We start from the raw sequence: 24,453 nt of genomic DNA on the forward strand, positions 1-24,453 counted from the left end.
GAAGGCAAATGTGGCGAAGCTAAATGCGGCGCAGATGCAAAAGCTAAAAAAGAAGGCAAATGTGGCGAAGCTAAATGTGGCGCAGATGCAAAAGCTAAAAAAGAAGGCAAATGTGGCGAAGCTAAAAGTGACGTAGATGCAAAAGCCAAAAAAGAAGGCAAGTGTGGTGAAGGTAAGTGTGGCGGTCATTAAAATTTATTAAAGTAGAATAACTTTACTTCAGGTTAAATACTTTAATACCATATAGAATAAAGGGCCGGTTGGCCCTTTTTGTTGGGAGTGGTTATGACACAAATTATAAATACTGACTTAGGTATGGTTGGTTTAGGCTTACGCAGAGAAATGCTTGACGAGTTACTAATGCATGTACCTAAACAAGTCGATTTTATGGAAGTTGCTCCAGAAAATTGGCTGAAATTAGGTGGGCGTTTTAAAAAACAATTTAAAGCATTAACCAGTGCTAATAGTTTTGCTTGTCATGGCTTATCGCTCTCAATTGGCTCAACTGCGCCAATTGATATTGAATTTGTAAAATCACTTAAAAAGTTTTTTGATGAACATGATGTAAAAATTTACAGCGAGCACTTAAGTTACTGCTCTGGCACTGGGCATATGTACGATTTAATGCCTATTCCGTTTACTTTAGAAGCGATTGCTCATGTAGTGCCGCGTATCAAACAAGTACAAGATATATTAGGGCGCCAAATTGCTATAGAAAATGTGTCTTATTACGCAGCCCCAGGGCAGAAAATGTCAGAGCTGGCGTTTACTAATGCTATTTTAGAGCAAGCTGATTGTAAGCTGTTACTCGATGTGAATAATATTTATGTGAACTCAGTAAACCATGGTTATGACGCCGAAGCCTTTTTAACCGGATTACCTACACAGCGCATTGCTTACGGCCATGTAGCTGGGCATTACAATGAAGCAGATGATCTAATTGTAGATACTCATGGTGCAGATGTAATTGACCCAGTTTGGCAGTTACTCGATAAAGCGTACCAAACTCACGGTGTATTTTCGACGTTGCTCGAGCGAGATTTTAATATACCGACCATTAATGTATTAACCAAAGAGCTAGATATTATTCATAACCTGCAAGCAAAATACCTTGATAAATCATTAATCAAACAGCGAGCTTAATAAGCATGTCTGAACCTAGAGTGCCTGCAAAAGGAGTATTTAGTTATGAGCTTTATTGAAATACAAAACGAATTTATGGCGCATATTCGCAAACCCAGCCAAAATAAAAAGCCGCAAGGAATTGAAGATAGACGCATGGCGATTTACCGCGATTTATTTTTTAATAATATTGTTGGGTTTATTTCGTCAGGTTTTCCGGTGTTAAAAACCTTATACAGCGATAAACAATGGCAAATGCTTATTCGCCGATTTTTTAGTGAATATGATTGTCACTCACCGTATTTTTTAGATATAGCAGGGGAGTTCATTAATTATTTATCAAGTAATTATGAGATGCAAAAATATGATCCGCCATTTATGCTCGAGCTTGCCCATTATGAATGGATTGAATTAGATGTAGCTATTACACAGCAGGCTGAAAATGAGCAACTCATAGCGTCTGATCAGGTTGCTTCTGCGCGTTTGTACTTATCAAGTACTGCACGTAATTTAAGTTACCAATTTGCGGTGCAAACAATAAGTACACAGTTTCAGCCGCAACAACCATCAGCACAGCCAAATTATTTTGTTGTATATCGCGATGGCGATGATGAAGTTCAATTTTTAACAACTAATGCTATGACAGCCTTGTTATTATCGATTATAAGTGAGCATGATGGTTTGATACTCGATACTATTTGCGAGCAAGTAACCCGCCATGCTGTGCAGTTTAGCGCTGCACAAATTGCCCAAGGCGCACTTGTTACTTTACGTGCCATGGCTGAGCTTGGGATTATAGTGACAAAAAATCAAGCTTAAGCTCTTTATAGATTATTTTACATCGTTTATTATGACGCCCTTATGTGTCGTGCTTAATAAAAGGTTGTAAAAATGTCAGATGATAAAGAATTTAAAGATCCGTTCAATGCAGCGTACTTTTTTGGCTTCGTAGCTATATTTGTAGGTATTGGTTGCTTAAATGCAATTGTTGGCTGGTTTGCTGTGTTATCTTAATTATTTATCTCAAGGCTGTTGTTACCAACAGCCTTATTTATAAAACTTCCCCTCGACTGAAACGGTTAAAACACCTTTTATAATAACGTCAAACTCGCAATCAAAGGTCACTTAAGGTTATAATCAGCTGCTTTGTAATATAAACCATTGAGCAGTTAAAATTATGACTCAAGTAACACCAGCAATTATCAAAAACAGCATAACTACTATTGCTGATTACCCTAAAGCGGGCATTATGTTTCGCGATGTAACTACACTAATGGCAAACCCAGATGCATTTAAAGCGACTATCGATGCTTTTATTGCTGCATATAAAGATCAGGGCTTTACCAAAATTATTGGTACTGAATCACGAGGTTTTATTTTTGGTGCACCCTTGTCTTATGCTTTGGGTATTCCATTTATTCCAGTGCGTAAGCCTGGCAAACTGCCGCGTGAAGTTGTTCGTCAAGACTACCTACTTGAATATGGCGAAGACACATTAGAACTGCATGTAGATGCTATCGTTCCAGGTGACAAAGTATTGCTTGTGGATGACTTACTAGCAACCGGTGGTACTATTGAAGCAACCATTAAATTAGTGCAAAAATTAGGTGGCGAAGCCACTGATGCAGCATTTGTTGTTTCATTACCAGAGCTTGGTGGTGAAAAGCGTATCGCAAAAATGGGTATTAAAATCCTAAAATTGGTTGAATTCGAAGGCGAGTAATCGATGAGTTATCAGGTTCTAGCGAGAAAATGGCGTCCACAAACCTTTCATGAATTGGTTGGACAGTCTCATGTTAAACAAGCGCTGGTTAATGCGCTAACGCAAAATAGACTGCACCACGCTTATTTATTCACTGGAACCCGAGGTGTGGGTAAAACCACAATAGCGCGTATTTTTGCTAAAAGCTTAAATTGTGATGAAGGCATTTCGGCAAATCCGTGTGGTCAATGTAGTAGCTGTAAAGATATAGAAGCAGGACGTTACATTGACCTACTCGAAATAGATGCAGCTTCGCGCACTAAAGTAGAAGATACTCGCGAAATACTCGATAACGTACAATACGCGCCTACACGGGGCCGTTATAAAGTATACCTAATCGATGAAGTTCACATGCTTTCTAAGCACAGCTTTAATGCGCTACTAAAAACGTTGGAAGAGCCGCCTGAGCACGTGAAGTTTTTACTTGCGACTACCGATCCACAAAAGCTACCTGTCACTATATTATCTCGTTGCTTACAATTTAACTTAAATGCGTTATCGCAAAGTGAAATAAAAACTCAGCTTGAACACGTACTGACGTATGAAAAACTGAACTTTGACGACGATGCTTTGCGCATTATTGCCAAATCCGCAGACGGTAGTATGCGAGATGCACTTAGCTTAACCGATCAAGCTATAGCGCAAACTAATGGTGATATTAATAACCAAGCTGTACAAACTATGCTTGGTTTAATGGACACCCATTATAGCCAAAGTTTACTAGCCGCGTTACTTGCCCAAGATGGCGCAGCGCTAATGAAAGAAGTAGCTAATGTTGCTAGCAGAAATCCTAATTATGTGGCCTTACTAGATGATTTAATTGCATTAACGCATTTGACACAGTTAAGCCAATTAGTGCCTGAAGCTGCCGCCCTTGATGAAACAAATGCCGATTACATCACGCATGTTGCTCAAAATACAAATCCACAGCAAATTCAAATTTACTATCAGCTCCTGTTAAACGGTAAAAAAGATCTACAATGGGCGCCAGAGCCTCGTTTAGGCTTTGAAATGATTATGCTGAGGCTGTTAGCGTTTCAGCCAATTGATACACAAAGTCAGCAACCAGTAGCTGTAAATACACAGCCGGTGCAAAGTAATACGACAAAGGCCAGTGCCTTACGTGATATTTTAAATAAAAGTAAACCGCTACCAAGCACAGCTCAAATTAATGATACAACGCAACCACAAATTATTGAGCCAAAACCAGCTGAGGTCGCTAAGCTATCAGAGCCGCAAAACGTAGCGCCCGATCCACTTAATAATAACTCTAGTACAACGCAGCAGGTTTCAACTGCGGTACCAGCAGTTGATCAAGCAGTAGAGCCAACAATTGTGTCGGCTGTGCCAAATGAAGCGGCGAGTGAGCAATTAGTAACTCAGCAACATCAGCATACAAATGACGTTACTGACGAGCAAGCCCAGCGTCAAAGCGAAGATGAAGCCTACTTACAGCAAAGTAATTTAGAGCACTCATTAGCTGCACAGTTTGATGATGTTATTAGTAGTGCGGTTGATCAAGGGTTTAACCCTGCAACAAATACGGCAGCGCAAGCTCAGCAAAGCCAAGCAACAGACACCTCAATTAGCGAACAAGAAGCGCGAGCGCAATCTGCTATTGCACGTATTTTAAGAGATAGAAATATATCGGGTGCGGGTAAGCTCTCAAATGCAAAAGAGACGGAGCAGCAAAATACAGCAAATTTAAGCTCTGCTAACACTCGCCCGAGTCGTTTTACAGCTAATAGCAGTAACAGCAATGAGCAAAATGTTACAACAAATAGCGATGCAATTGATCACAGTAGAGCTAACAATAATGCGCAGCAAACACACGCAGATAATCCGCCGCCGTGGCCTAATGATTTCGCAGGTGAGAGCGAAAAAAAGCCACAGCTCCCACTAGCGGGGAGCCAAAACAAGGCAGCAAGCCAAGCTCAGTTTGAGTCAAAGCCTGAGCGAAAAATAGACTTTAAAGCAAAGCACCAAACAATTACCGAAAATTTAGCCCCTGAGTTACTTGAGCAAATTAACCCGCAAAAAGTACCCGAAGTTGTTGTAGCGCAGCCTAGCATTCCAGCGCCTGATGATTTTCAAAGCCCAATAAGCGAAATTCGCTTTGCGCATCAGCAAGACGAGTGGGCATATTTAATTAAACGCATGGGATTAGGCGGGCGTATGCGCCAGTTTGCGTTGCACTCTATTTTTACTAAGCAAGGCAATAATTTGCATATAGATGTTGATGAATCACAAAAACATTTAGATACGCCCATGCTACGCCAAAGACTTGATGCGGTGTTATCCAGTATTTATGAGCACAATGTAACACTGAGTATTAATTTTGCTAAAGGGGTGATTGATTCGCCTTACTTAATTCAGCAAAAAATTGATGCAGGTCGTCATCAGCAAGCAATAGATGTGATCACCTCAGACGATAATATAGTACAATTTCAGCAGCTATTTAGCGCCGAAATTGACGAAAACAGCATTCAGGCATTGTAATTTATTACAACAGCCCTTATTTAGTAACCTAGTTAATGTATTAAAAAAGAAAGAGAGAAAGTTATGTTTAAAGGTGGAATGGGTAACATGATGAAGCAGGCGCAGCAAATGCAAGATCGCATGCAAAAAGCCCAAGACGAAATTGCAACATTAGAAGTTGTAGGCGAAGCCGGTGCCGGTTTAGTTAAAGTAACTATGCTAGGTAATCACAACGTTCGTCGCGTAGAGCTTGATGAGAGCTTAATGCAAGACGACAAAGACATGATTGAAGACTTACTTGCAGCTGCATGTAACGATGCTGTACGCCGTGTAGCAGACGAAACACAAGAGCGTATGGGTAAAGTAACTGGCGGTATGCAATTACCACCAGGTATGAAAATGCCGTTTTAAGCCTATATGCAACTTTCAGCTAGTTTAACTCAGCTTATAGAAGCATTGCGTTGTCAGCCGGGCATTGGCCCTAAGTCAGCGCAACGAATTGCTTTTCACTTGCTAGAGCGCGACCGTAAAGGGGGCACTCAACTTGGCAATGCACTGACAAAAGCTATGACGGCGGTTGGTCATTGTGAGTCATGTCGCACTTTTTGCGAGCAGTCGCAGTGCGATATTTGTTTAAGTACTAAACGCCAAGACAGCGGCATATTATGTGTTGTTGAATCGCCAAGCGACGTACTTGCTATAGAGCAAACGGGTCAATATTTAGGGTTGTACTTTGTATTAATGGGGCATTTATCGCCTATTGATGGTATTGGCCCTAAAGAAATTGGCCTAGATGTTTTAGAGACAAAGCTGGCTCAAAGCGGTATAAGTGAGGTGATTTTAGCAACCAACCCTACGGTTGAAGGCGAAACCACCGCACATTATATTGCCCAGCTTTGTCATAAATACAAAGTAGGTGCCTCGCGTATTGCCCATGGCATACCGGTAGGTGGTGAGCTTGACTTAGTCGACGGGACAACGTTAATGCATGCCTTTAGTGGCAGACGAGCGGTAACACAAGACTGAACTAGCACGGCTATTTGAATAACTAAATCAGCCCACATAACTTATGTTGTGTCGGCTGATTAATTTTCGCTTTAATTAATAGCATTATAACCGCGTAAGACGCTTAGGATAAATTTTGGTTAAGAGATTTACTCACGTATTGAATCATAGTTATATTTAAGTTTATTATCCGGAGCTCAGGTTACATAGGCTGACTAAGCAACCGCTGAGATTGGACTATAACTAGAGTGACGAACTATACGTTTAATAACTCTCTCTGTTAATAGCAGTGTATCGGTTAACGCGTAATGGTGACGACTTTTCACTTGGGCAATCTGCAAACCTTTAGCAGCAATCATTGCCTCATTAATCTTAGTAAACCCATCAGATTTACCCTGTATATCGCTTGTACGATATACATCGTAACCAAGTAAACTTGTTCCTGCTGCAATACGATCTGCATTTTTATCGATTACTTAACGAGAAAACCCTGTGATCTTTAGCCGCTGGGTAGTTCACTCCATATCCATATCCATATCCATATGCGCTGCTCGCATTAGCCGTGGCTGAAACTAACGCCACAACGATTGCTGCACTTAATAAGCTATCGTTTTTATCATTTTATACCTTAAGGCTCTATTAGGAGTGCTCAGTGTTTAATGCTTTATTGGTAGGTGCTATCTGGGATGTCATTCGCTTTTACTAGCTGAAAACCTCGAGTAATTTACTGTTTGAGTAAGAACTATACGCACAATGGCATTACGTTCTCGTGAGTAGAGTGTAACAGGCTATTTTTTATAATATTGATCTTTTTAATAATCACTTATAATTTCAGCTGTGTTTGCAAAAAAATTAGTGTAAACAACACCGATACCGTAAATAGCTTGGCTGGAATAAATTAATATCCGTTTAGCTACACAATAAAGATAACCAATTATTGTGGTTCTTTAGGTTTAACTGATGAGCTAGCTTAGCTAGTCGTCGCGTGCGGAGAAAGTTAAATGACTCGATATGGTTTGTCTTTACTATTACTTTTACTTAGTAGTTGTGTTTTGGCTGAGGTTGCCGTTGAAGGACGTATTAAGTTTCAACACATTGAAAATAATGAGCTCTCCGATACTGATTTATCAACCAACTTCGCTCGACTGCTACTTAAGGCAGATTTGCCACTTAGTAATAATAGCTTATTTTATCTCGAAACGATTGCTGCGTATGATTCCTCTTTTGCACAAGGAAAATATTCATTTGAGCATAATGAATTTGATCTGCATCAAGGCTATCTGAGTGTTACAAGCCCTAATCATGCTATTAAATTAGGTCGACAAGTTTGGTCAGTTGCAGACCAAAGGTTGTTAGGTAAGCGCGAAGGTACCAACGTAAGAAGACGCTTCGATGGCGTGATGTATCAAAATAACGTCCTTAACCAGCTGCAAATTAATGCATACCATGGCTATGCTGTGGTTAGCAAAGCAGGCGTGTTTGATGATAAACATTTATCTTCTGAAAGAATAACAGGTGTGTACTTGAGCACAGCTGAATTACTGCTGCACAGCATGTGGTACCGCGATACCACGGCAGAAAATAACGAAAGCAGACACACTATTGAAGCCCAATATCGTAAAAAATCAGGCCGTTTTAGTAGCACTTTTCACGTGGCTCATCAAACCAGCATAGTAAAGAGTGAGCATACTAAAGCATGGTTTGCACAGTTTTCTGGGCTGTATTCTTTCGCAAACTTAAAGTTTGGCCCTACTTTAAGTTATGCAACGGGCGGTGAGGCAGGGCATGAAGATGGATATTTTCGATCTTTATATGCAAAAGCGCCGTATTATTCTGAGGCAGGTATATTTTCTACCACAAATATCAAACATATAGGCGCAAAATTGCAAGCTCAACTTACTGATAAATTTGATATTAGTTTGGATATGCGTCGATTATTTAGAGTGAACGAACAGGGCGATATTTTTGGTCCTGGCAGGAGTCTATTTATTGCTAATGAGCAATTAAAAGGCGCTAAAATTGCCGATACTTATAGCTTAACAACACAGTATTTGTATACAAAAAAAATCTCTTTTGAACTGATTACCAGCTATATAAATATGAGTAACAGAGCGAATTTAGAAAAAGATCAAAGCTTTTTTGTTGAAGCGATGCTGCATTTTGCCTATTAAGTCACACTGATTAACCAATTCATGGGTTATTTTACAGCGGCAAATGTTACTATCTGCTTTTAATAAATGGCCCTGTATCAAGTGTTATCCCTAGCAGAGCAGCTAATCAGCGCTCAGCTTTACCGGTGTAATTTACTCACTTTACTTTGAACCAGACACATGCCGCCTAGGTGGCGCTATGTGTTATTAGGAAGACTATGTCTGAATTTCATCACTTAACCCCCTGCGCTATTGATAACTTTGTCGCGCCGCAGTGTGATCAGAGCGTGCAGATTGTTTATCACGATGAAGACATTTTACTGATCAACAAACCCAGTGGTTTGTTGAGTTTGTCGGGTAAAAATCCGCTCAATTGGGATTCTGTGCATTATCGTTTGGTAAATGGGCAAACAGGTATTACGGCTGCGTACCCTGAGGCTAAGTTACCGCATAGGTTAGACTTAGGTACATCAGGCATTATGATTGTGGGATTAAACGCGGCGGCTTCTAAGCACCTAAATAAACAGTTTCAGGCGCGTACAATTAAAAAGCGCTATGTAGCCATGTTACACGGATGGTTAATTGACGACGAAGGGCAAATTAGTGCGTCGATAGCAAAAGATAAACTGCTTTTTCCGCGGGTTAAAATCTGCGAAACCACAGGTAAAACAGCCGTAAGTGAATATAAAGTGCTGCAGCGCCTAACGCAACCACAGCGAACCTTAGTGCAATTTACACCCATTACAGGGCGTACGCACCAATTGCGTATTCACAGCCAGTTTATAGGGCATCCTATTTTAGGGTGCGATTTATATAACAATGCACAAAGCGAGCATATGGCAGCGCGCTTACAGCTTCATGCAAGTGATTTGTATTTTCAGCACCCGGTAAGCAATGAACAAATTCATATGCAATGCGCTGGTACGTTTTAGTTTTAAGACAATATTGGTTAGGACTTTTTTTATTTTTTCCCTTGAAGTTCTAGCAGCTCCCCCCATATTAAGTGCATAACGCAGACACTTTGCAAATTGGAGATATATAAATGACTGCAGCACAAAAAGAAACATTAGGCTTTCAAACAGAAGTAAAACAATTATTAAACTTAATGATTCATTCTCTTTATTCTAATAAAGAAATATTTTTACGTGAACTTGTGTCAAATGCCTCAGATGCAGCAGACAAGTTACGCTTTTTAGCATTATCACAAGGTGATCTGTACCAAGGCGACGCTGACTTACGTGTGCGTATTAGCGCTGACAAAGAAGCTAACACCATTACTATTTCTGATAATGGTATTGGTATGACCCGCGATGAAGTAATAAGCTCTTTAGGGACGATTGCAAAATCGGGTACTGCTGAGTTTTTCAAAAACTTAACTGGCGATCAAAGTAAAGACTCGCAGTTAATTGGTCAGTTTGGTGTTGGTTTTTACTCAGCATTTATCGTGGCAGACTTAGTAACGGTTCGCACCCGTAAAGCTGGCGAAACAACTGCTTACGAGTGGGAGTCTCAAGGCGAAGGCGAGTACACGCTGCAAGAAATTGAAAAAGAAGGCCGTGGTACCGACATTATTCTACATCTTCGCGAAGAAGAAAAAGAGTTTGCTGATGAGTGGCGCCTGCGCAGCATAGTGACTAAATACTCGGATCATATTTCGACCCCAGTACAAATGTACAAAGCAGAAGTGCCAGAGTCTGAAGGGGAAGATGGCGAAAAAATCCCAGCAGTACCAGGTGAGTGGGAAAGTATTAACCGCGCTACTGCACTGTGGACTCGTGATAAGTCAGAGCTTTCAGATGACGAATACAAAGAGTTTTACAAGCACGTAAGCCACGATTGGGAAGATCCACTAAGTTGGGCGCATAACAAGGTAGAAGGTAAAACTGAATACACTAGTTTGTTATACATCCCTAAAAAAGCGCCATTCGACTTATGGAATCGTGATCGCCAAAGTGGTTTAAAACTGTACGTACAACGCGTGTTTATTATGGATGACGCTGAACAATTCATGCCAAGTTATTTACGTTTTGTAAAAGGCTTGTTAGATTCAAACGATTTACCACTTAACGTATCTCGCGAAATTCTACAAGACAACAAAGTAACGCAAGCTATTCGTAAAGGGTGTACATCGCGTATTATTAAAATGCTTGAGCGTATGGCTAAAAACAAAGCGGACGATTACCAAGTATTTTGGAATGAATTTGGTCAAGTGATCAAAGAAGGCCCTGCAGAGGATGCAGCTAATAAAGAAGCAATTTGTAAACTATTACGTTTCTCTTCTACGCATACCGATTCAGCAACGCAAGATGTATCGCTTGAGCAATACGTTGAGCGCATGAATGAAGGCCAAGAAAAAATATACTACGTAGTGGCTGATACGTTTACTGCTGCGAAAAACTCTCCGCATTTAGAGATTTTCCGTAAAAAAGGCATTGAAGTATTACTGCTAAGTGACCGTGTAGATGAGTGGATGATGAGCCACTTAACTGAATTTGCTGATAAGCAACTACAATCAATCACCCGTGGTGATTTAGACTTAGGTAAGCTTGACGACGAAGAGACTAAAAAAGCGCAAGAAGAGTCTGAAAAAGAAGTTGCCGGTTTAGTAGAGCGTATTAAAACTGCGTTAGGTGATGAAGTTAAAGAAGTGCGTTTTACGCATCGTTTAACCGACTCTCCAGCATGTGTTGTTAGCGATGACAACGACATGAGCTCACAAATGCAAAAGCTAATGGAATCGGTTGGTCAAGCCGCTCCTGAAGCAAAACCTGTGTTTGAGCTAAACCCAGAGCATCAACTTGTTAAGCATTTAAATGATGAGCAAGACGAAGATAAGTTTGCACAGTGGTCGCATGTATTACTTGACCAAGCGTTACTTGCAGAGCGTGGCACACTTAAAGACCCTACAGGGTTTGTAACTCGCTTAAATAAACTTATGCTTGAATTAAGCAAATAAGTTTAAAAAATTAAAGATTAAGTTAAAAGGGAACCTAAGTTCCCTTTTTTATACGCTATATGCCCGCTAATGACTTATCAATTAGTATAAGTTGCTTGAGTATCGGCGGCGCTTATGGAAGAATTCAGGCTTCAAAAAACAAACTATTACTAAGGGACAATGATATGCGCATTATTCTTTTGGGCGCGCCGGGTGCAGGTAAAGGCACTCAAGCTCAGTACTTGATGGATAAATACGGTATTCCACAAATTTCGACTGGTGATATGTTACGTGCAGCAATTAAAGAAGGCACTCCACTGGGTCTTGAAGCAAAAAAAGTAATGGATGCAGGCCAGTTAATTTCTGACGATATTATCATTGGTTTAGTAAAAGAGCGTATTACTAAAGCTGATTGCGAAAATGGTTTTTTATTAGACGGTTTCCCGCGCACTATTCCACAAGCTGATGCGATGAAAGAAAATGGCGTAGTGGTTGATCACGTTATTGAATTTGATGTTGCTGATGAAGTGATTGTTGAGCGTATGGGTGGACGTCGTGTTCATCCAGGTTCTGGTCGTGTTTATCACGTTGTTTATAATCCACCAAAAGTGGCAGATAAAGACAACGAAACAGGTGAAGAGCTTATTATTCGTGCAGACGATACTGAAGAAACAGTACGTAAACGCTTAGGTATTTACCATGAGCAAACTATGCCATTGGTTGATTACTACCAAGCAGAAGCTGCTGCGGGTAACACCCAGTATCATAAGCTAGATGGTACACAAGCTGTTGATGCTATTAGCAAACAGTTAGGTGAGCTATTAGGCTAATTTACAGTCCTCTATTAAATAAAAACCGCTAATGTAAAATTTAGCGGTTTTTTTGTGCAGAGTTTAGGTTAATTTAAAGTGCCTTTAGTTTTTCAATCACGCTGGCGTATTCTGGTTCAGTTGCAAGGTTACTCACTAATTGCTTATAAACCACGTTATGGTTTTTATCTAAAATAAGTACAGCGCGTGTTAGTAGCCCCATATCTTTAATTATAAATCCATACTTCTGACCAAAGTCGTGCCATACCGAATCAGAAAGCACAATTACCTTATCTATGTTCTCAGCTTTGCAAAAACGTTTTTGCGCAAAAGGTAAATCGCTACTAATGGTCAACATGGTTATGTTTGGAAATTGTTGTGCTACTTTTTCGTTAAAGTGTTTAGTTTGTAGGCTGCAAATACCGGTATCTAAACTAGGTACTACGCTAATCAAAACGGCTTGGCCTTTATACGCACTCAATGTAACAGGGGTAAAGTTAGCGTCGACCACTTTAAACTCTGGTGCGCTATCACCTACAGCAACTCCCTTACCTAATAAAGTAACAGGTTTACCTTGTGCGGATACTTTGCCAGCATCAAGCGTGTTTTCGGTATAATCGGCAGCAAAGGCCACAGAACTAAATGCACTTAATGCAAAAATTAACGAGCGAAACATAGGGTATTTCCTTTTAGATTCAGGCTGTAATAGCGTTAAGTGTATTATACTGCGAAGTGCTCACCAAGCAGAAGAAGTAGATGCTTTTATTTATTAATCAAAAATTGTAAACAAGGTATACTTTGATATAACATACATATGTAAAAAATATGTATATAAAAAACAATAATTAAACCTTTATTAATGCAGTTTGATACCTATAACAGGGTCAAAATAGAGAGAGAATATGTCAACATCGGTACTAATATGTGATGATTCAAAATTAGCTAGACGCCAATTAGCTCGATCTTTACCAGTGGATTGGGATATTAAAATTGAATTTGCGCATGACGGTGTAGATTGTATAAACCAAATAAAAAAAATACAGCCAGAAATTCTTTTTCTTGATTTAAATATGCCGGAAATGGATGGTTATGAAGTACTCATAGCGATACGAGAGCTTGGTCTTAATGTGCTCACTGTGGTGGTTTCTGGCGATATTCAGCCGGCGGCACATGAGCGCGTATTAGAGCTAGGTGCAATTGATTTTATTCAAAAACCTTGCTCCGCAGAAAAGCTAGCCACTATTATTGAACATCATGGCATTAAAGATAAAGCAATGCGAGAGCGCCTTGCGCACTCGTTAGGTGAGCAGGTAGACCCTGATGTACGAGATATATACCAAGAGCTTACTAACGTGGCCATGGGGCAAGCAGGCGACCTACTCGCAAGGTTACTTAATGTATTTGTTAAGCTGCCCATACCTAATGTTAATATTCTAGAAGTAAATGAGCTTGATATGGCGCTGCGCTCAATTGATAACAGCACCTCAACCTCGGGTATCTGCCAAGGCTTTATAGGCGGCGGTGTATCAGGGGAAGCATTACTACTTTTAAATGACTCGAGCTTTAAAGAAATAGCATCGCTAATGAACTACGACGGTGAGCTCAATGAAAAAGTAGAGCTAGAGCTGTTAATGGATATCAGTAATATACTTATTGGCGCTATTTTAACTGGACTCTCTAAACAACTTGATATGACATTTAGCCAAGGGCATCCCATAGTACTGGGTCAGCATAGAGATGTATCAGAGCTGGTTAAATCTAACAAACCACGTTGGCAACGTACCTTAGCAATCGAGATAAGTTACGGTATTGAAAACCACAATATAAATTGCGATTTGATGTTGTTATTTACCGAAGACTCACTAAAAACTTTGAAGTACAAAGTTGCCTACCTATTAGAAGATTAACGATTATGTCAGCTGATTTAAATATGAATGAAATCCATTGGTTAATGGATATGTTTAATACTGTTGATGTGGGCCTAGTGGTGCTCGACAGAGAATATAAAGTGTGTGTATGGAATGGTTTTATGGAAAATCATTCTGGATTACTGCCAAGCGCAGTTAAACACAAAGACTTATTTGATTTATTTCCCGCAATAGATGAAAAGTGGTTTAGAAGTAAATCTGAATCCGTGTTTGTACTAAAAAACCGCTCGTTTACAATTTGGGAACAGCAACCTTATATCTTTCGTTTTAAAAACTATCGGCCAATTACCGGCAAAGCTGATTATATGTACCAAAATGCCACCTTTATTCCACTAACAAATACCCGTGGTGATGTTGAGCATATATGTATTATTATTTACGATGTAACAGATGTAGCCGTTAATAAAAAAGAACTCGAACAGTTAAATAAAAAGCTTGAGCAAGTTAGTCAAACCGATAGCTTAACGCAGCTAGCTAACCGAGGGCACTGGGAACATACGTTACGCCAAGAGTTTTTGCGTACTAAACGCAGTGGTGGTTGCAGTACTTTATTAATGTTTGATATTGACCACTTTAAAAAAGTGAACGATGAGTACGGCCACAGTTGTGGTGACGAGGCATTGCGTCATATTGCAAAATTACTAAAAGGCACATTGCGCGAAACAGATATAGCAGGGCGCTACGGTGGTGAAGAATTTGCTATCACCTTACTCGATACTGATAAACAAGGTGCGATGATAATAGCCGAGCGTTTACGTGAACTAATTGCGGCAACCCCGGTGGCTTACAAAGATCAGCTAGTGAGTATGACGGTTAGTATTGGCATTGCCTCTTATAGTAATGAATTTAAAAACCATGAACGCTGGATTGAGGCTGCCGATAAAGCACTTTATAATTCAAAACACAATGGTAGGAATAGTATTACTATGTTTGATGATATAAAAAATGACGCCTAAGCGTCATTTTTTATATCGGTTAGTTAACGCGAGTATGCAGCGTTGCTTAATAAATCTATTATCCATAACCTAGATTATTTACTCCGTGGTATGGCGATAATCATCTATTGGACATTGACTAAGAATAGAAACCTCACCGCTACTCGACTCTTGTTCTAGCTTTACTTTAAATCCCCATAAACGGTAAAGATGTTTAAGTACTTCATCGTGTGAGTTAGCGAGCGGAATATTATTGTGCGGCACATAACGTAATGTAAGAGATCTGTCGCCTCTAATATCAACATTATAGATTTGAATATTAGGCTCGTGATTACTTAAATTATATTGCGCCGATAACGCCTCTCTCACTGCTTTATAGCCATTATCATCATGAATAGCACCTATTTCTAAATGAGGGTTATTTGTATGATCAACAATAGTAAATAATTTAAAGTCACGGATCAGTTTAGGTGATAAAAACTGGCTTATAAAACTTTCATCTTTAAAGTTTTGCATAGCAAAGTGCAGCGTGTCGAGCCAATTACTGCCAGCATACTGCGGGAACCAGCGTTTATCTTCCTCTGTTGGCTGCTCACAAATACGGCGAATGTCTACCATCATATTAAAGCCCAGAGCATAAGGGTTTATACCCGAGTAATATTGGCTATTATAAGGTGGTTGATAAATCACATTAGTGTGGCTTTGTAAAAACTCCATCATAAATGAATCAGTCAATTTTCCTTCGTCATATAAGTGATTCAAAATAGTATAATGCCAAAATGTAGCCCAACCTTCATTCATCACCTGGGTTTGTTTTTGCGGATAAAAATATTGCGATATTTTACGTACAATCCGAATGATTTCACGCTGCCATGACTCTAGCAATGGCGCATTTTTTTCAATAAAGTATAAAATATTTTCTTGTGGCTCTTGTGGAAAATGACGCTCATGCTTTTTAGCTTCTTGTTGTTGAGCTGGAATAGTGCGCCACAACTCGTTTACTTGTGATTGTAGATAGTCTTTTCGTTCTTGCTGGCGCTTTTGTTCTTCAAATAATGAAATACGTTGCGGGCGCTTGTATCTGTCTACGCCGTAATTCATTAGCGCATGACAAGAGTCGAGCAGGGTTTCTACCTCAGTAATACCGTATTTTTCTTCGCAGCGGCTAATGTACTTTTTAGCAAACAGTAGGTAATCGATAATTGAGCCGGCGTCGGTCCAGGTTTTAAATAAGTAATTCCCTTTAAAAAAAGAATTATGCCCATAACAAGCATGCGCCATAACCAGTGCTTGCATGGGCAGGGTGTTTTCTTCCATTAAATAGGCAATACATGGATCGGAGTTAATGACGATTTCGTAGGCTAATCCCATTTGACCGCGTTTATAATTTTGCTCAGTTTGAATAAACTTTTTACCGTATGACCAATGGCTATAGCCTATAGGCATACCAACGCTAGAATAGGCATCCATCATCTGCTCAGCGGTGATCACTTCAATTTGATTAGGGTACGTGTCTAAGCGATAGTGCTGTGCAACACGGGCTATTTCATCACGGTACTGGGCCAATAACTCAAAAGTCCAATCTGGGCCATCACTTATATGTTTATCCTTCATATTTACTACCTCGCTTAGGCTATGCAGCCCCTTGCTGCTGACGACCTTTTTTAAATAGCTCTCTAAAAATAGGGTAAATATCCTCAACGCTTTGAATATGTTGTATGGCAAAATTAGCATGGCTTTGGGTTATGTCTTGATACTCGCGCCATAAACTTTGATGCGCCCGTGTGGTTATTTCTATATAGGCAAAATAGCGCACTGCGTTTAATAATTTATTACGCAAAATTTGTCCACATTGCGGTGTGTCGTCTGCCCAGTTATCACCATCAGACGCTTGCGCGGCATACACATTCCATTGTTCAGAGTTGTAGCGCTCTTTAATTATTTCGTCCATGAGTTTAAGGGCACTCGAAACAATCGTGCCGCCGGTCTCTTGGGAGTAAAAAAACTCTTGTTCGTCAACTTCTTTAGCTTGCGTGTGATGGCGAATATATACTACTTCAATGTCTTTATAGCTGCGTGTTAAAAACTGATATAGCAAAATATAAAAGCGCTTAGCCATGTCTTTTGTGGCCTGATCCATAGAGCCAGACACATCCATAATACAAAACATCACGGCTTTGCTGGTAGGGTGAGGGCGCTTTTCGTAATTACGAAAACGTAAGTCGTAATTATCAATAAAAGGCACTGCCTTAATTTGCTTTTTAATTAGTTCAATTTCACTGTTTAACAGCACAATAGCAGCTTTATCAGGATGTGCTTGTGCAAGTAAAATAACTAACTGAGCTTCAAGCTCTGCTAATAAACGCTTTTTACCTGCGCTCATGGCCACGCGCCGTGCTAACGAGCCTTTGAGTGAGCGTACAATATCAATATTACTTGGCATACCATCGCTGCAAAAACCAGCGCGATGAGTTTTCATTTGTACTAGTTTGTCGAGCTGATTTTCTTGCAAGTTTGGCAGCTCTAAATCCTCAAACAATAAATCTAAATATTCATCCTTTGAAATCGAAAATACAAATTCGTCTTGGCCTTCTCCCGAGTCGCTCGCTTCACCGCCTCCTGCGCCACCACCTTGCCCACCTTTAGGGCGCTCTACTTTATCGCCAGTAGAGAACTGATCGTTCCCTGGATGTATTTGTTCTCTATTGCCGCCTTTTCCTTGATGAAATGTAGGTTCGCTAATATCGCGTTGCGGAATAGAAATACTCTCTCCCGAACTTGCGTCGGTGACACTGCGTTTATTAATCGCATCAGAAACCGCCTCTTTAATTTGTTTTTTATAGCGCCTAATAAAGCGCTGGCGATTAAGCGTGCTTTTATTCTTTGCGTTTAATCGCCTATCTATAAAATGCGCCATTAATTACCTCCTAAACTACCAATATGAAGGTTATTGCGATTTTCTAACCCGTAAATACCATTCAGATAACAACCGCACTTGTTTTTGTGTGTAGCCTTTTTCGACCATACGATTAACAAAGTCTTCGTGTTTTTGCTGATCCTCGGCAGAGGTTTTGGTATTAAACGAAATAACGGGTAGCAAATCTTCGGTATTAGAGAACATTTTTTTCTCGATCACGGTGCGCAATTTTTCGTAGCTGGTCCACAGTGGGTTTTTACCATTATGGTGCGCTCGAGCCCTAAGCACAAAGTTTACTATTTCGTTACGAAAATCTTTTGGATTAGAAATACCCGCTGGCTTTTCTATTTTTTCAAGTTCTGCATTAAGGGCATCACGGTCAAATAGTTGGCCAGTATCGGGGTCGCGGTATTCTTGATCTTGAATCCAAAAGTCGGCGTAAATAACATAACGGTCAAAAATATTTTGTCCGTATTCAGAGTACGACTCTAAGTATGCGGTTTGCAGCTCCTTACCAATAAACTCCACATATTGCGGAATTAAATAGCCTTTTAAAAAGCTCAAATAACGCTCTTCGGTATCAGATGCAAACTGCTCACGCTCAATTTGTTGTTCTAACACATAAAATAAATGTACTGGATTCGCAGCAACCTCTAGGGTGTCAAAATTAAATACTCGCGATAAAATTTTAAAAGCAAAACGGGTAGAAAGTCCTGTCATACCTTCATCAACCCCAGCATAATCTCGATACTCTTGATACGATTTAGCTTTAGGGTCGGTGTCTTTTAGGGTTTCGCCGTCATACACTCGCATTTTTGAAAAAAGGCTCGAGTTTTCAGGCTCTTTTAATCGTGATAGCGTTGAAAACTGCGCTAAAATTTTAAGTGTTCCCGGGGCGCATGGCGCGTTGTACAACTCACTGTGTTGAAGTAGCTTATCGTAAATTTTAATTTCTTCGGTAACACGTAAGCAATAAGGAACCTTAACAATATATACCCGGTCTAGGAATGCCTCATTGTTTTTATTGTTTTTAAAAGTTTGCCACTCAGATTCGTTAGAGTGGGCTAGTATCATGCCGTTAAAGGGCAGAGCACTAATACCTTCAGTACCGTTGTAGTTACCCTCTTGGGTGGCTGTTAGCAGAGGATGCAGTACCTTAATAGGCGCTTTAAACATCTCAACAAACTCCATTAAGCCCTGGTTTGCTAAACATAAAGATCCAGAGTAGGCGTAAGCATCGGGATCATTTTGTGCAAAATGTTCTAGTTGGCGAATATCTACTTTACCTACTAATGCCGAAATATCTTGGTTGTTTTCATCCCCAGGCTCAGTTTTGGCAATCCCTATTTGATTTAAAATAGAAGGGTAGCGCTTAACCACTTTAAATTGACTAATGTCGCCATTAAATTCTTTTAAGCGTTTTCCGGCCCAAGGCGACATAATAGTTTTCAAATAGCGTGGTTTAATGCCGTATTCTTGTTCAAGTAATTTAGCATCTTCAATCGGATCGAATAATGACAGCGGGTGGTCGTTTACAGGGGAGCCTTTAATAGAATAAATGGGTACTTGTTGCATCAAGTATTTCAGTTTTTCGGCAATAGATGATTTACCACCACCAACCGGACCCAATAAATAAAGAATTTGTTTACATTCTTCTAGGCCTTGAGAGGCGTGTTTTAAATAAGAAACAATTTGTTCGATGGCATCTTCCATACCATAAAAATCAGCAAAGGCAGGATAGCGTGCTACTACACGATTAGAAAATAATCGACTTAAGCGTGCGTCTGTTGCTGTGTCTATCATTTGTGGCTCGCCAATTGCCATTAGTAGGCGCTCAGGGGCACTTGCGTAGGCAGATTTGTCGGTTTTACAAATATCTAAAAACTCAGCAATACTGTACTCTTCTTCTTGTCCAGCTTCGTATCGTGCTTGGTAATGATCAAAAATCGTCATAAAGACCTCCAAAACCCACTTTAAAAATAGCTTAACTTCTTAAAGTCTAGTCACGATTTTGAATTTTTGTGCAATAAAATTAAAAATTTATATTAAAAATTATGATCTTGACTTTTTAATATAAGAGGTACTTGTACAAGGAGATGGTAATTTACCAAGCATAAAAAAAGACGCCGCAGCGTCTTTTTAAATTTAGCTTTTAAGGGCTAATTAAGCGAAGTTAGCGTTCGCGAATTCCCAGTTAACTAGCGACCAAAAACCTTTAAGGTAATCTGGACGAACGTTACGGTAATCGATGTAGTAAGCGTGTTCCCATAAATCCACAGTTAGGATTGGAGTAACGCCATCATCAGTTAATGGTGTAGCAGCGTTAGAAGTGTTAACTATGTCTAGTGAACCATCAGCTAGTTTAACTAACCAAGTCCAGCTAGAACCAAAGTTATTAACTGCTTTGTCGTTTAATGCTTCTTTAAATGCATCAAAAGAGCCCCATTTAGCATTGATTGCATCAGCAACCGCGCCAGTCGGTGCACCACCGCCATTTGGCGATAAACTGTTCCAGTAGAACGTATGGTTCCAGATTTGTGCAGCGTTGTTAAACACGCCACCGTCTGATGAACATACGATTTCTTCAAGAGATTTGTTTTCAAACTTAGTGCCTGGGATCAAACCATTAAGTTTAACAACATAAGTGTTGTGATGTTTACCATGATGAAACTCAAGAGTTTCTTTTGAAATATGCGGCTCAAGTGCATCAATTGCATATGGTAGTGACGGTAGTTCAAATGCCATTTTTTATCTCCATCTTCTTTTAGTTAATAGTCGATTTAGTAATACGTAATGCCTGTTGGAACAGGCCAGTTATCTATACCAAACGGGAATATAGTGTTACTATAATTGTTGAGTATTCTACTCAAGTTTTAGCAAACAGCAATGCTATTGCTAAAGACTATTTCAATTGCGGCTTTATTTGCCCATTTTAAGTTATAGATCTATGGTCTCACTGAGTTATTTTCAAGGCCTTAGGTATATTAAATTATCGTCATTTTGAGGTTGTAGATGGAAACCATTGATAAAATTAAACAGCAAATTTCAGAAAACCCAATAATCCTTTTCATGAAAGGATCACCTAAGTTGCCTAACTGTGGTTTTTCTTCACAAGCATCGCAAGCGTTAATGTCATGTGGTGAACCATTTGCATATGTTGATATTTTACTTAATCCAGACATTCGTGCTGAGCTTCCTGCTTATGCAAATTGGCCTACATTCCCACAGTTATGGGTAGATGGCGAATTAGTTGGTGGTTGTGATATTATCATCGAAATGTTTCAGCGTGGTGAATTACAACCATTAATTACTGAAACAGCAGCTAAATATAAAGAAGCTGACGCAGAATAATATCTCGATAAGCACGCTTTTTAAGGTGTATTGATACAAAATTTTGCTAAAACAATAAAACCACTTTTATAGTGGTTTTATTGTTTTTTATTAATCGTTTCTTATCGATAAATTAATCATTAAAAACTTACCAGCCAAACCAAATTAGACGTGCGTAAATGCTGCAACATTAGCTTTTAGACTTAAAAAGTTGAGTAGCTCAGCAATAAAATACCTACTAAAAGCCAACATCAAAGCAGCACATTAAAACGCTTTACTACACTGTAAGTTCTTTATTTATTGCTTGAATAAAATGCAGGAACACTTAGTCCATAGAAAAATGATCTAAAGAGGGTCTGCCTTTTGCTTTTGCGCGTTTTAAACCTAAATAACAGGCTAAATTACATAGCAATTGCAATGTAATTATTACCCCACAACTAATAATAAAATTGTTTAAAGTGGCTGTTGTATTATTCATTATAAAAACCAGCGTGACCAATAACTGCCATACCAATGCTGTATTTAAATAGCGCAATAAAATCTGCTTAAAGTGAGTATGTTTAAAGGTACTCAAAATTAGAAAAACAAGGCTAACGATTAACACTAACCAGCCCGAAGTTAAACAAAAGTAGGCAACTGTATTTTGCATTTTAATCCTTAACTCTTAACCCTACTAACCACATATTAAAATAAACGTATAAAAGTAATATTAAGCGTGTGCCATTATTAGCTCTTTAGCATTTGCTTTTGCTGTTTTACTTATATTATCACCCCCTAATAGGCGTGCTATTTCGTTAACTCTGCCATCTTTGTTTAAAGGCTGCATATGGGTAAAAGTTTCTCCATTTGCTATTTCTTTAGCAACAAAAAACTGTTGATGCGCACTGCTGGCTACTTGCGGTAAATGGGTAACACAAATCACTTGGGTAGACTTACCTAATTGACGCAATAACTTACCAACAGCAGAGGCCGTTGGGCCGGAGATCCCCACATCAACTTCATCAAAAATAAGGGTAGGTGTTGTGACTTTTTGCGCAATAATTACCTGAATAGCTAAACTTATACGCGACAGCTCACCACCCGATGCAACCTTTGCTAATGGTTGTAATGGTTGTCCTGGGTTAGTTGATACTAAAAACGATACATTGTCGTAGCCTAAGCTATTTGGTGCGCGTTCTGTTTCTTGAGTTAGGGCAATTTCAAATATACCGTTTTCCATTGACAGGTTTGCCATGCTGTTACTAATTAAGCGGTTTAGTGTATTAGCATACTCACGGCGGCTTTGGCTTAGCTGTTCACTAGCATGTTGATAATGGCTAAGTGTGTTTTCAATTTCAGATTCTAACTGCTCTAAGCGAGAGCTGTTATTGCTAATAGACTCGAGTTCTTGACTAATAGCTTGATGAAACTCAACCAATGCCTGTGGTTTAATATGGTGTTTACGCGCTAAATCCATAGCGCCGCTTAATCTGTTTTCTACCTCCACCAAGCGAGCAGGATCTAAATCGGCCTGCTCAGTGTAACTGCGCACTTCTCGGCTAGCTTCTTCTACTTGTACTGCGGCCTCTGCAAGCAATGTAGCTACACTTGCTAATGTTTCGTCATATTGTGCCAGCTCAGAAAACTGTTGCGCGCTGTGTTGCAATAACGAACAAGCATTTTGCTCATCACTTTCGTATAAATGCTGTAACTCACGCTGACACGTTTCTAAAATCGTTTGGCTATTACTTAACTTGTAATGCTCAGCTTCTATTTGTTCAAACTCACCTTCTTGTAGGGCAAACTCGTTAAGTTCTGCTACTTGGTATTCTAATAGTTGTTTTTGCGCAGCTTGCTGCTGCTGTTGTTGTTGTAAGTGTTTAAATTCTTTTTGTAAATTAGCAAATTGCTTATAGCTTTGGCTAACGCCACTGACCAAATTATGATGTCCGGCATAGGCATCTAGTAGCTGCAGTTGATGCTCGGCTTTTAACAAGTGTTGGTGGGCATGTTGGCCATGAATCGAAATTAAATACTGGCCAAGCTCTTTTAGTTGCGCTGCTGTTACAGCGCTGCCATTAATGTAGCTTTTGCTGCGGCCATTTTTACACACCACGCGGCGCAATAAACATTCGTTATCGGTGTTACTCAACATATTTTGTTCTAAAAAAGCATGAGCGAGGGGTAAATTACTTAAATCAAATTGCGCGCATACTTCCGCTTTATCTGTGTTTGGGCGCACAGCTGAGGCTTCGGCGCGCTCGCCTAAACATAGCGAAAGGGCATCAATAGCAATCGACTTACCCGCACCCGTTTCACCGGTAATTGCGGTCATGCCGTTTTGCCACTCTGTACTTAAATTACTTACAATTGCGAAATTTTTAATTTCTAAACCAATTAACATACTGTTTATCCATCCAGTCAATTGACTGTTAATTTATACAGTGTTTTGGTTTTTTGCAAATTAAATTTTTATGACTTACGCAATTTCTTCATCTTGAATAATTTTAGAATGGCTATTAGTTTCGCTTGTTTCGTCAGCATTATTAATATTATCAGCGAGTTGTTCTATGTCTTCTGTTTTAATATTAACAATAAGGGCGGGTAAAATAGTTTGATAAAAAGTCTTGTTATATAAAATACCTTGCAAGGGAAGTTCCGCTACAAAGTACTGGATATTATCGACTAAATTTTGAGAAACATTGCTTTGATAAGTTTTAATTAACTCGTTCGACAGTATATTAATAAGTAAATCGGCAGTACTTTCTAACTGGTTTAGGTTTTCATCCGTGTGAGCTTGCACCACAAAAAAATTGCTTACAATGGCTTGTATACGTGGCAGGTATTTGGGTCGGATAAGCTTAGCGTCAAGTAACTCATTGAGCTTTAGCTTTAAGCGAGTATTAACTTGTGATACTCGAGCATTAAAAAGCTTTTTTTTCGCTTCGATTGCTTTTTTACGGTTATTTTCAACAATTAAATAACTAGCTAATAATGTAATTAATAATAATAAAGCAAAAAAAACAATATAAGTCATTGCCGCACAATCCTGATTTGGTTAGCTATTTTATAAAAAATATATTTTGCTCTAAAGCACGATACT

Annotated in this window: 22 protein-coding genes; 15 read left to right on the plus strand and 7 right to left on the minus strand. The window is 39.4% G+C overall.

Features of this window, described 5'->3' with window-relative positions; translation table 11 throughout:
• The 12 genes from AAEZ18_RS01445 to adk all read left to right on the plus strand — a co-directional run.
• On the plus strand, positions 1 to 192 hold a 192-nt coding region (locus tag AAEZ18_RS01445), incomplete at its 5' end, for an HvfA family oxazolone/thioamide-modified RiPP metallophore (RefSeq protein WP_502935377.1).
• A 93-nt stretch (positions 193 to 285) separates the two neighbouring features.
• Positions 286 to 1,143, plus strand: coding sequence for an HvfB family MNIO-type RiPP peptide maturase (locus tag AAEZ18_RS01450; protein ID WP_440589481.1), 858 nt, complete (start codon positions 286 to 288; stop codon positions 1,141 to 1,143).
• 45 nt (positions 1,144 to 1,188) lie between these two features.
• The gene (locus tag AAEZ18_RS01455; protein ID WP_011327882.1) at positions 1,189 to 1,941 is read left to right on the plus strand and encodes an HvfC family RiPP maturation protein; all 753 of its coding nucleotides are present in this window, start codon (positions 1,189 to 1,191) and stop codon (positions 1,939 to 1,941) included.
• 72 nt (positions 1,942 to 2,013) lie between these two features.
• A complete protein-coding gene (locus AAEZ18_RS01460) occupies positions 2,014 to 2,136 on the plus strand; it encodes a hypothetical protein (protein ID WP_011327883.1) in 123 nt (40 codons plus the stop codon).
• A gap of 163 nt (positions 2,137 to 2,299) precedes the next feature.
• Positions 2,300 to 2,845 (plus strand): adenine phosphoribosyltransferase, encoded by a 546-nt coding sequence (apt, locus tag AAEZ18_RS01465; RefSeq protein ID WP_011327884.1) that lies wholly within the window; start codon positions 2,300 to 2,302, stop codon positions 2,843 to 2,845.
• A 3-nt stretch (positions 2,846 to 2,848) separates the two neighbouring features.
• Positions 2,849 to 5,383 carry a DNA polymerase III subunit gamma/tau gene (dnaX, locus tag AAEZ18_RS01470; RefSeq protein WP_089368031.1) on the plus strand — a complete coding sequence of 845 codons (2,535 nt, stop codon included), beginning with the start codon at positions 2,849 to 2,851 and terminating at the stop codon, positions 5,381 to 5,383.
• Positions 5,384 to 5,446: 63 nt separating this feature from the next.
• Positions 5,447 to 5,773, plus strand: coding sequence for a YbaB/EbfC family nucleoid-associated protein (locus AAEZ18_RS01475; protein WP_011327886.1), 327 nt, complete (start codon positions 5,447 to 5,449; stop codon positions 5,771 to 5,773).
• 6 nt (positions 5,774 to 5,779) lie between these two features.
• Positions 5,780 to 6,388 carry a recombination mediator RecR gene (recR, locus tag AAEZ18_RS01480; protein ID WP_011327887.1) on the plus strand — a complete coding sequence of 203 codons (609 nt, stop codon included), beginning with the start codon at positions 5,780 to 5,782 and terminating at the stop codon, positions 6,386 to 6,388.
• A 980-nt stretch (positions 6,389 to 7,368) separates the two neighbouring features.
• Positions 7,369 to 8,538, plus strand: coding sequence for an alginate export family protein (locus tag AAEZ18_RS01485; protein ID WP_089368032.1), 1,170 nt, complete (start codon positions 7,369 to 7,371; stop codon positions 8,536 to 8,538).
• 197 nt (positions 8,539 to 8,735) lie between these two features.
• A complete protein-coding gene (locus AAEZ18_RS01490) occupies positions 8,736 to 9,449 on the plus strand; it encodes an RluA family pseudouridine synthase (protein ID WP_011327890.1) in 714 nt (237 codons plus the stop codon).
• Positions 9,450 to 9,559: 110 nt separating this feature from the next.
• Complete coding sequence (gene htpG / locus AAEZ18_RS01495) at positions 9,560 to 11,473, plus strand: molecular chaperone HtpG (RefSeq protein ID WP_086993345.1); 1,914 nt, start codon at positions 9,560 to 9,562, stop codon at positions 11,471 to 11,473.
• A gap of 164 nt (positions 11,474 to 11,637) precedes the next feature.
• Positions 11,638 to 12,282, plus strand: a complete 645-nt coding sequence (gene adk / locus AAEZ18_RS01500) for an adenylate kinase (RefSeq protein ID WP_011327892.1) — start codon at positions 11,638 to 11,640, stop codon at positions 12,280 to 12,282.
• A gap of 73 nt (positions 12,283 to 12,355) precedes the next feature.
• On the opposite strand, the gene tpx is transcribed toward adk, so the two are convergent.
• Positions 12,356 to 12,937: a thiol peroxidase gene (gene tpx / locus AAEZ18_RS01505; protein ID WP_011327893.1), complete on the minus strand. Its 582-nt coding sequence runs from the start codon at positions 12,935 to 12,937 to the stop codon at positions 12,356 to 12,358.
• Between the two features lie 226 nt (positions 12,938 to 13,163).
• Between tpx and AAEZ18_RS01510 the strand changes: the two genes are divergently transcribed.
• Together AAEZ18_RS01510 and AAEZ18_RS01515 are read left to right on the plus strand one after the other, a co-directional pair.
• Positions 13,164 to 14,168, plus strand: coding sequence for a response regulator (locus AAEZ18_RS01510; RefSeq protein ID WP_011327894.1), 1,005 nt, complete (start codon positions 13,164 to 13,166; stop codon positions 14,166 to 14,168).
• 5 nt (positions 14,169 to 14,173) lie between these two features.
• The gene (locus AAEZ18_RS01515) at positions 14,174 to 15,145 is read left to right on the plus strand and encodes a sensor domain-containing diguanylate cyclase (protein WP_011327895.1); all 972 of its coding nucleotides are present in this window, start codon (positions 14,174 to 14,176) and stop codon (positions 15,143 to 15,145) included.
• A 78-nt stretch (positions 15,146 to 15,223) separates the two neighbouring features.
• Here AAEZ18_RS01515 and AAEZ18_RS01520 read toward each other — a convergent pair whose 3' ends face one another.
• The 4 genes from AAEZ18_RS01520 to AAEZ18_RS01535 form a co-directional block, all read right to left on the minus strand.
• Positions 15,224 to 16,738: a SpoVR family protein gene (locus AAEZ18_RS01520; protein WP_041454394.1), complete on the minus strand. Its 1,515-nt coding sequence runs from the start codon at positions 16,736 to 16,738 to the stop codon at positions 15,224 to 15,226.
• Positions 16,739 to 16,757: 19 nt separating this feature from the next.
• On the minus strand, positions 16,758 to 18,041 hold the full coding sequence (locus tag AAEZ18_RS01525) for a YeaH/YhbH family protein (protein WP_089368102.1): 1,284 nt from the start codon (positions 18,039 to 18,041) through the stop codon (positions 16,758 to 16,760).
• Positions 18,042 to 18,071: 30 nt separating this feature from the next.
• On the minus strand, positions 18,072 to 19,994 hold the full coding sequence (locus AAEZ18_RS01530) for a PrkA family serine protein kinase (protein WP_011327898.1): 1,923 nt from the start codon (positions 19,992 to 19,994) through the stop codon (positions 18,072 to 18,074).
• Positions 19,995 to 20,204: 210 nt separating this feature from the next.
• Positions 20,205 to 20,786, minus strand: coding sequence for a superoxide dismutase (locus tag AAEZ18_RS01535; RefSeq protein ID WP_011327899.1), 582 nt, complete (start codon positions 20,784 to 20,786; stop codon positions 20,205 to 20,207).
• 267 nt (positions 20,787 to 21,053) lie between these two features.
• Here AAEZ18_RS01535 and AAEZ18_RS01540 point away from each other — a divergent pair, with 267 nt between their 5' ends.
• Positions 21,054 to 21,392 carry a Grx4 family monothiol glutaredoxin gene (locus AAEZ18_RS01540; protein ID WP_004335359.1) on the plus strand — a complete coding sequence of 113 codons (339 nt, stop codon included), beginning with the start codon at positions 21,054 to 21,056 and terminating at the stop codon, positions 21,390 to 21,392.
• 688 nt (positions 21,393 to 22,080) lie between these two features.
• Here the strand turns inward: AAEZ18_RS01540 and recN are convergent.
• Together recN and AAEZ18_RS01550 are read right to left on the minus strand one after the other, a co-directional pair.
• The gene (recN, locus tag AAEZ18_RS01545) at positions 22,081 to 23,754 is read right to left on the minus strand and encodes a DNA repair protein RecN (protein WP_089368104.1); all 1,674 of its coding nucleotides are present in this window, start codon (positions 23,752 to 23,754) and stop codon (positions 22,081 to 22,083) included.
• Between the two features lie 75 nt (positions 23,755 to 23,829).
• Entirely contained in the window at positions 23,830 to 24,387 is a 558-nt protein-coding gene (locus AAEZ18_RS01550) for a hypothetical protein (protein WP_089368105.1), read from the minus strand.
• Positions 24,388 to 24,453: the final 66 nt, after the last annotated feature.

The sequence above is a fragment of the Pseudoalteromonas sp. 19-MNA-CIBAN-0066 genome, assembly GCF_040308705.1.
GTDB classification, from domain to species: domain Bacteria; phylum Pseudomonadota; class Gammaproteobacteria; order Enterobacterales; family Alteromonadaceae; genus Pseudoalteromonas; species Pseudoalteromonas nigrifaciens.

Coding starts and splice junctions, on each gene's coding strand:
- apt (WP_011327884.1), top strand. CDS start 2,300: ATGACTCAAGTAACACCAGCAATTATCAAAAACAGCATAACTACTATT.
- adk (WP_011327892.1), top strand. CDS start 11,638: ATGCGCATTATTCTTTTGGGCGCGCCGGGTGCAGGTAAAGGCACTCAA.
- AAEZ18_RS01530 (WP_011327898.1), bottom strand. CDS start 19,994: ATGACGATTTTTGATCATTACCAAGCACGATACGAAGCTGGACAAGAA.
- AAEZ18_RS01550 (WP_089368105.1), bottom strand. CDS start 24,387: ATGACTTATATTGTTTTTTTTGCTTTATTATTATTAATTACATTATTA.
- AAEZ18_RS01515 (WP_011327895.1), top strand. CDS start 14,174: ATGTCAGCTGATTTAAATATGAATGAAATCCATTGGTTAATGGATATG.
- dnaX (WP_089368031.1), top strand. CDS start 2,849: ATGAGTTATCAGGTTCTAGCGAGAAAATGGCGTCCACAAACCTTTCAT.
- AAEZ18_RS01520 (WP_041454394.1), bottom strand. CDS start 16,738: ATGAAGGATAAACATATAAGTGATGGCCCAGATTGGACTTTTGAGTTA.
- AAEZ18_RS01450 (WP_440589481.1), top strand. CDS start 286: ATGACACAAATTATAAATACTGACTTAGGTATGGTTGGTTTAGGCTTA.
- recR (WP_011327887.1), top strand. CDS start 5,780: ATGCAACTTTCAGCTAGTTTAACTCAGCTTATAGAAGCATTGCGTTGT.
- AAEZ18_RS01455 (WP_011327882.1), top strand. CDS start 1,189: ATGAGCTTTATTGAAATACAAAACGAATTTATGGCGCATATTCGCAAA.
- AAEZ18_RS01490 (WP_011327890.1), top strand. CDS start 8,736: ATGTCTGAATTTCATCACTTAACCCCCTGCGCTATTGATAACTTTGTC.
- htpG (WP_086993345.1), top strand. CDS start 9,560: ATGACTGCAGCACAAAAAGAAACATTAGGCTTTCAAACAGAAGTAAAA.
- recN (WP_089368104.1), bottom strand. CDS start 23,754: ATGTTAATTGGTTTAGAAATTAAAAATTTCGCAATTGTAAGTAATTTA.
- tpx (WP_011327893.1), bottom strand. CDS start 12,937: ATGTTTCGCTCGTTAATTTTTGCATTAAGTGCATTTAGTTCTGTGGCC.
- AAEZ18_RS01460 (WP_011327883.1), top strand. CDS start 2,014: ATGTCAGATGATAAAGAATTTAAAGATCCGTTCAATGCAGCGTACTTT.
- AAEZ18_RS01540 (WP_004335359.1), top strand. CDS start 21,054: ATGGAAACCATTGATAAAATTAAACAGCAAATTTCAGAAAACCCAATA.
- AAEZ18_RS01475 (WP_011327886.1), top strand. CDS start 5,447: ATGTTTAAAGGTGGAATGGGTAACATGATGAAGCAGGCGCAGCAAATG.
- AAEZ18_RS01485 (WP_089368032.1), top strand. CDS start 7,369: ATGACTCGATATGGTTTGTCTTTACTATTACTTTTACTTAGTAGTTGT.
- AAEZ18_RS01535 (WP_011327899.1), bottom strand. CDS start 20,786: ATGGCATTTGAACTACCGTCACTACCATATGCAATTGATGCACTTGAG.
- AAEZ18_RS01510 (WP_011327894.1), top strand. CDS start 13,164: ATGTCAACATCGGTACTAATATGTGATGATTCAAAATTAGCTAGACGC.
- AAEZ18_RS01525 (WP_089368102.1), bottom strand. CDS start 18,041: ATGGCGCATTTTATAGATAGGCGATTAAACGCAAAGAATAAAAGCACG.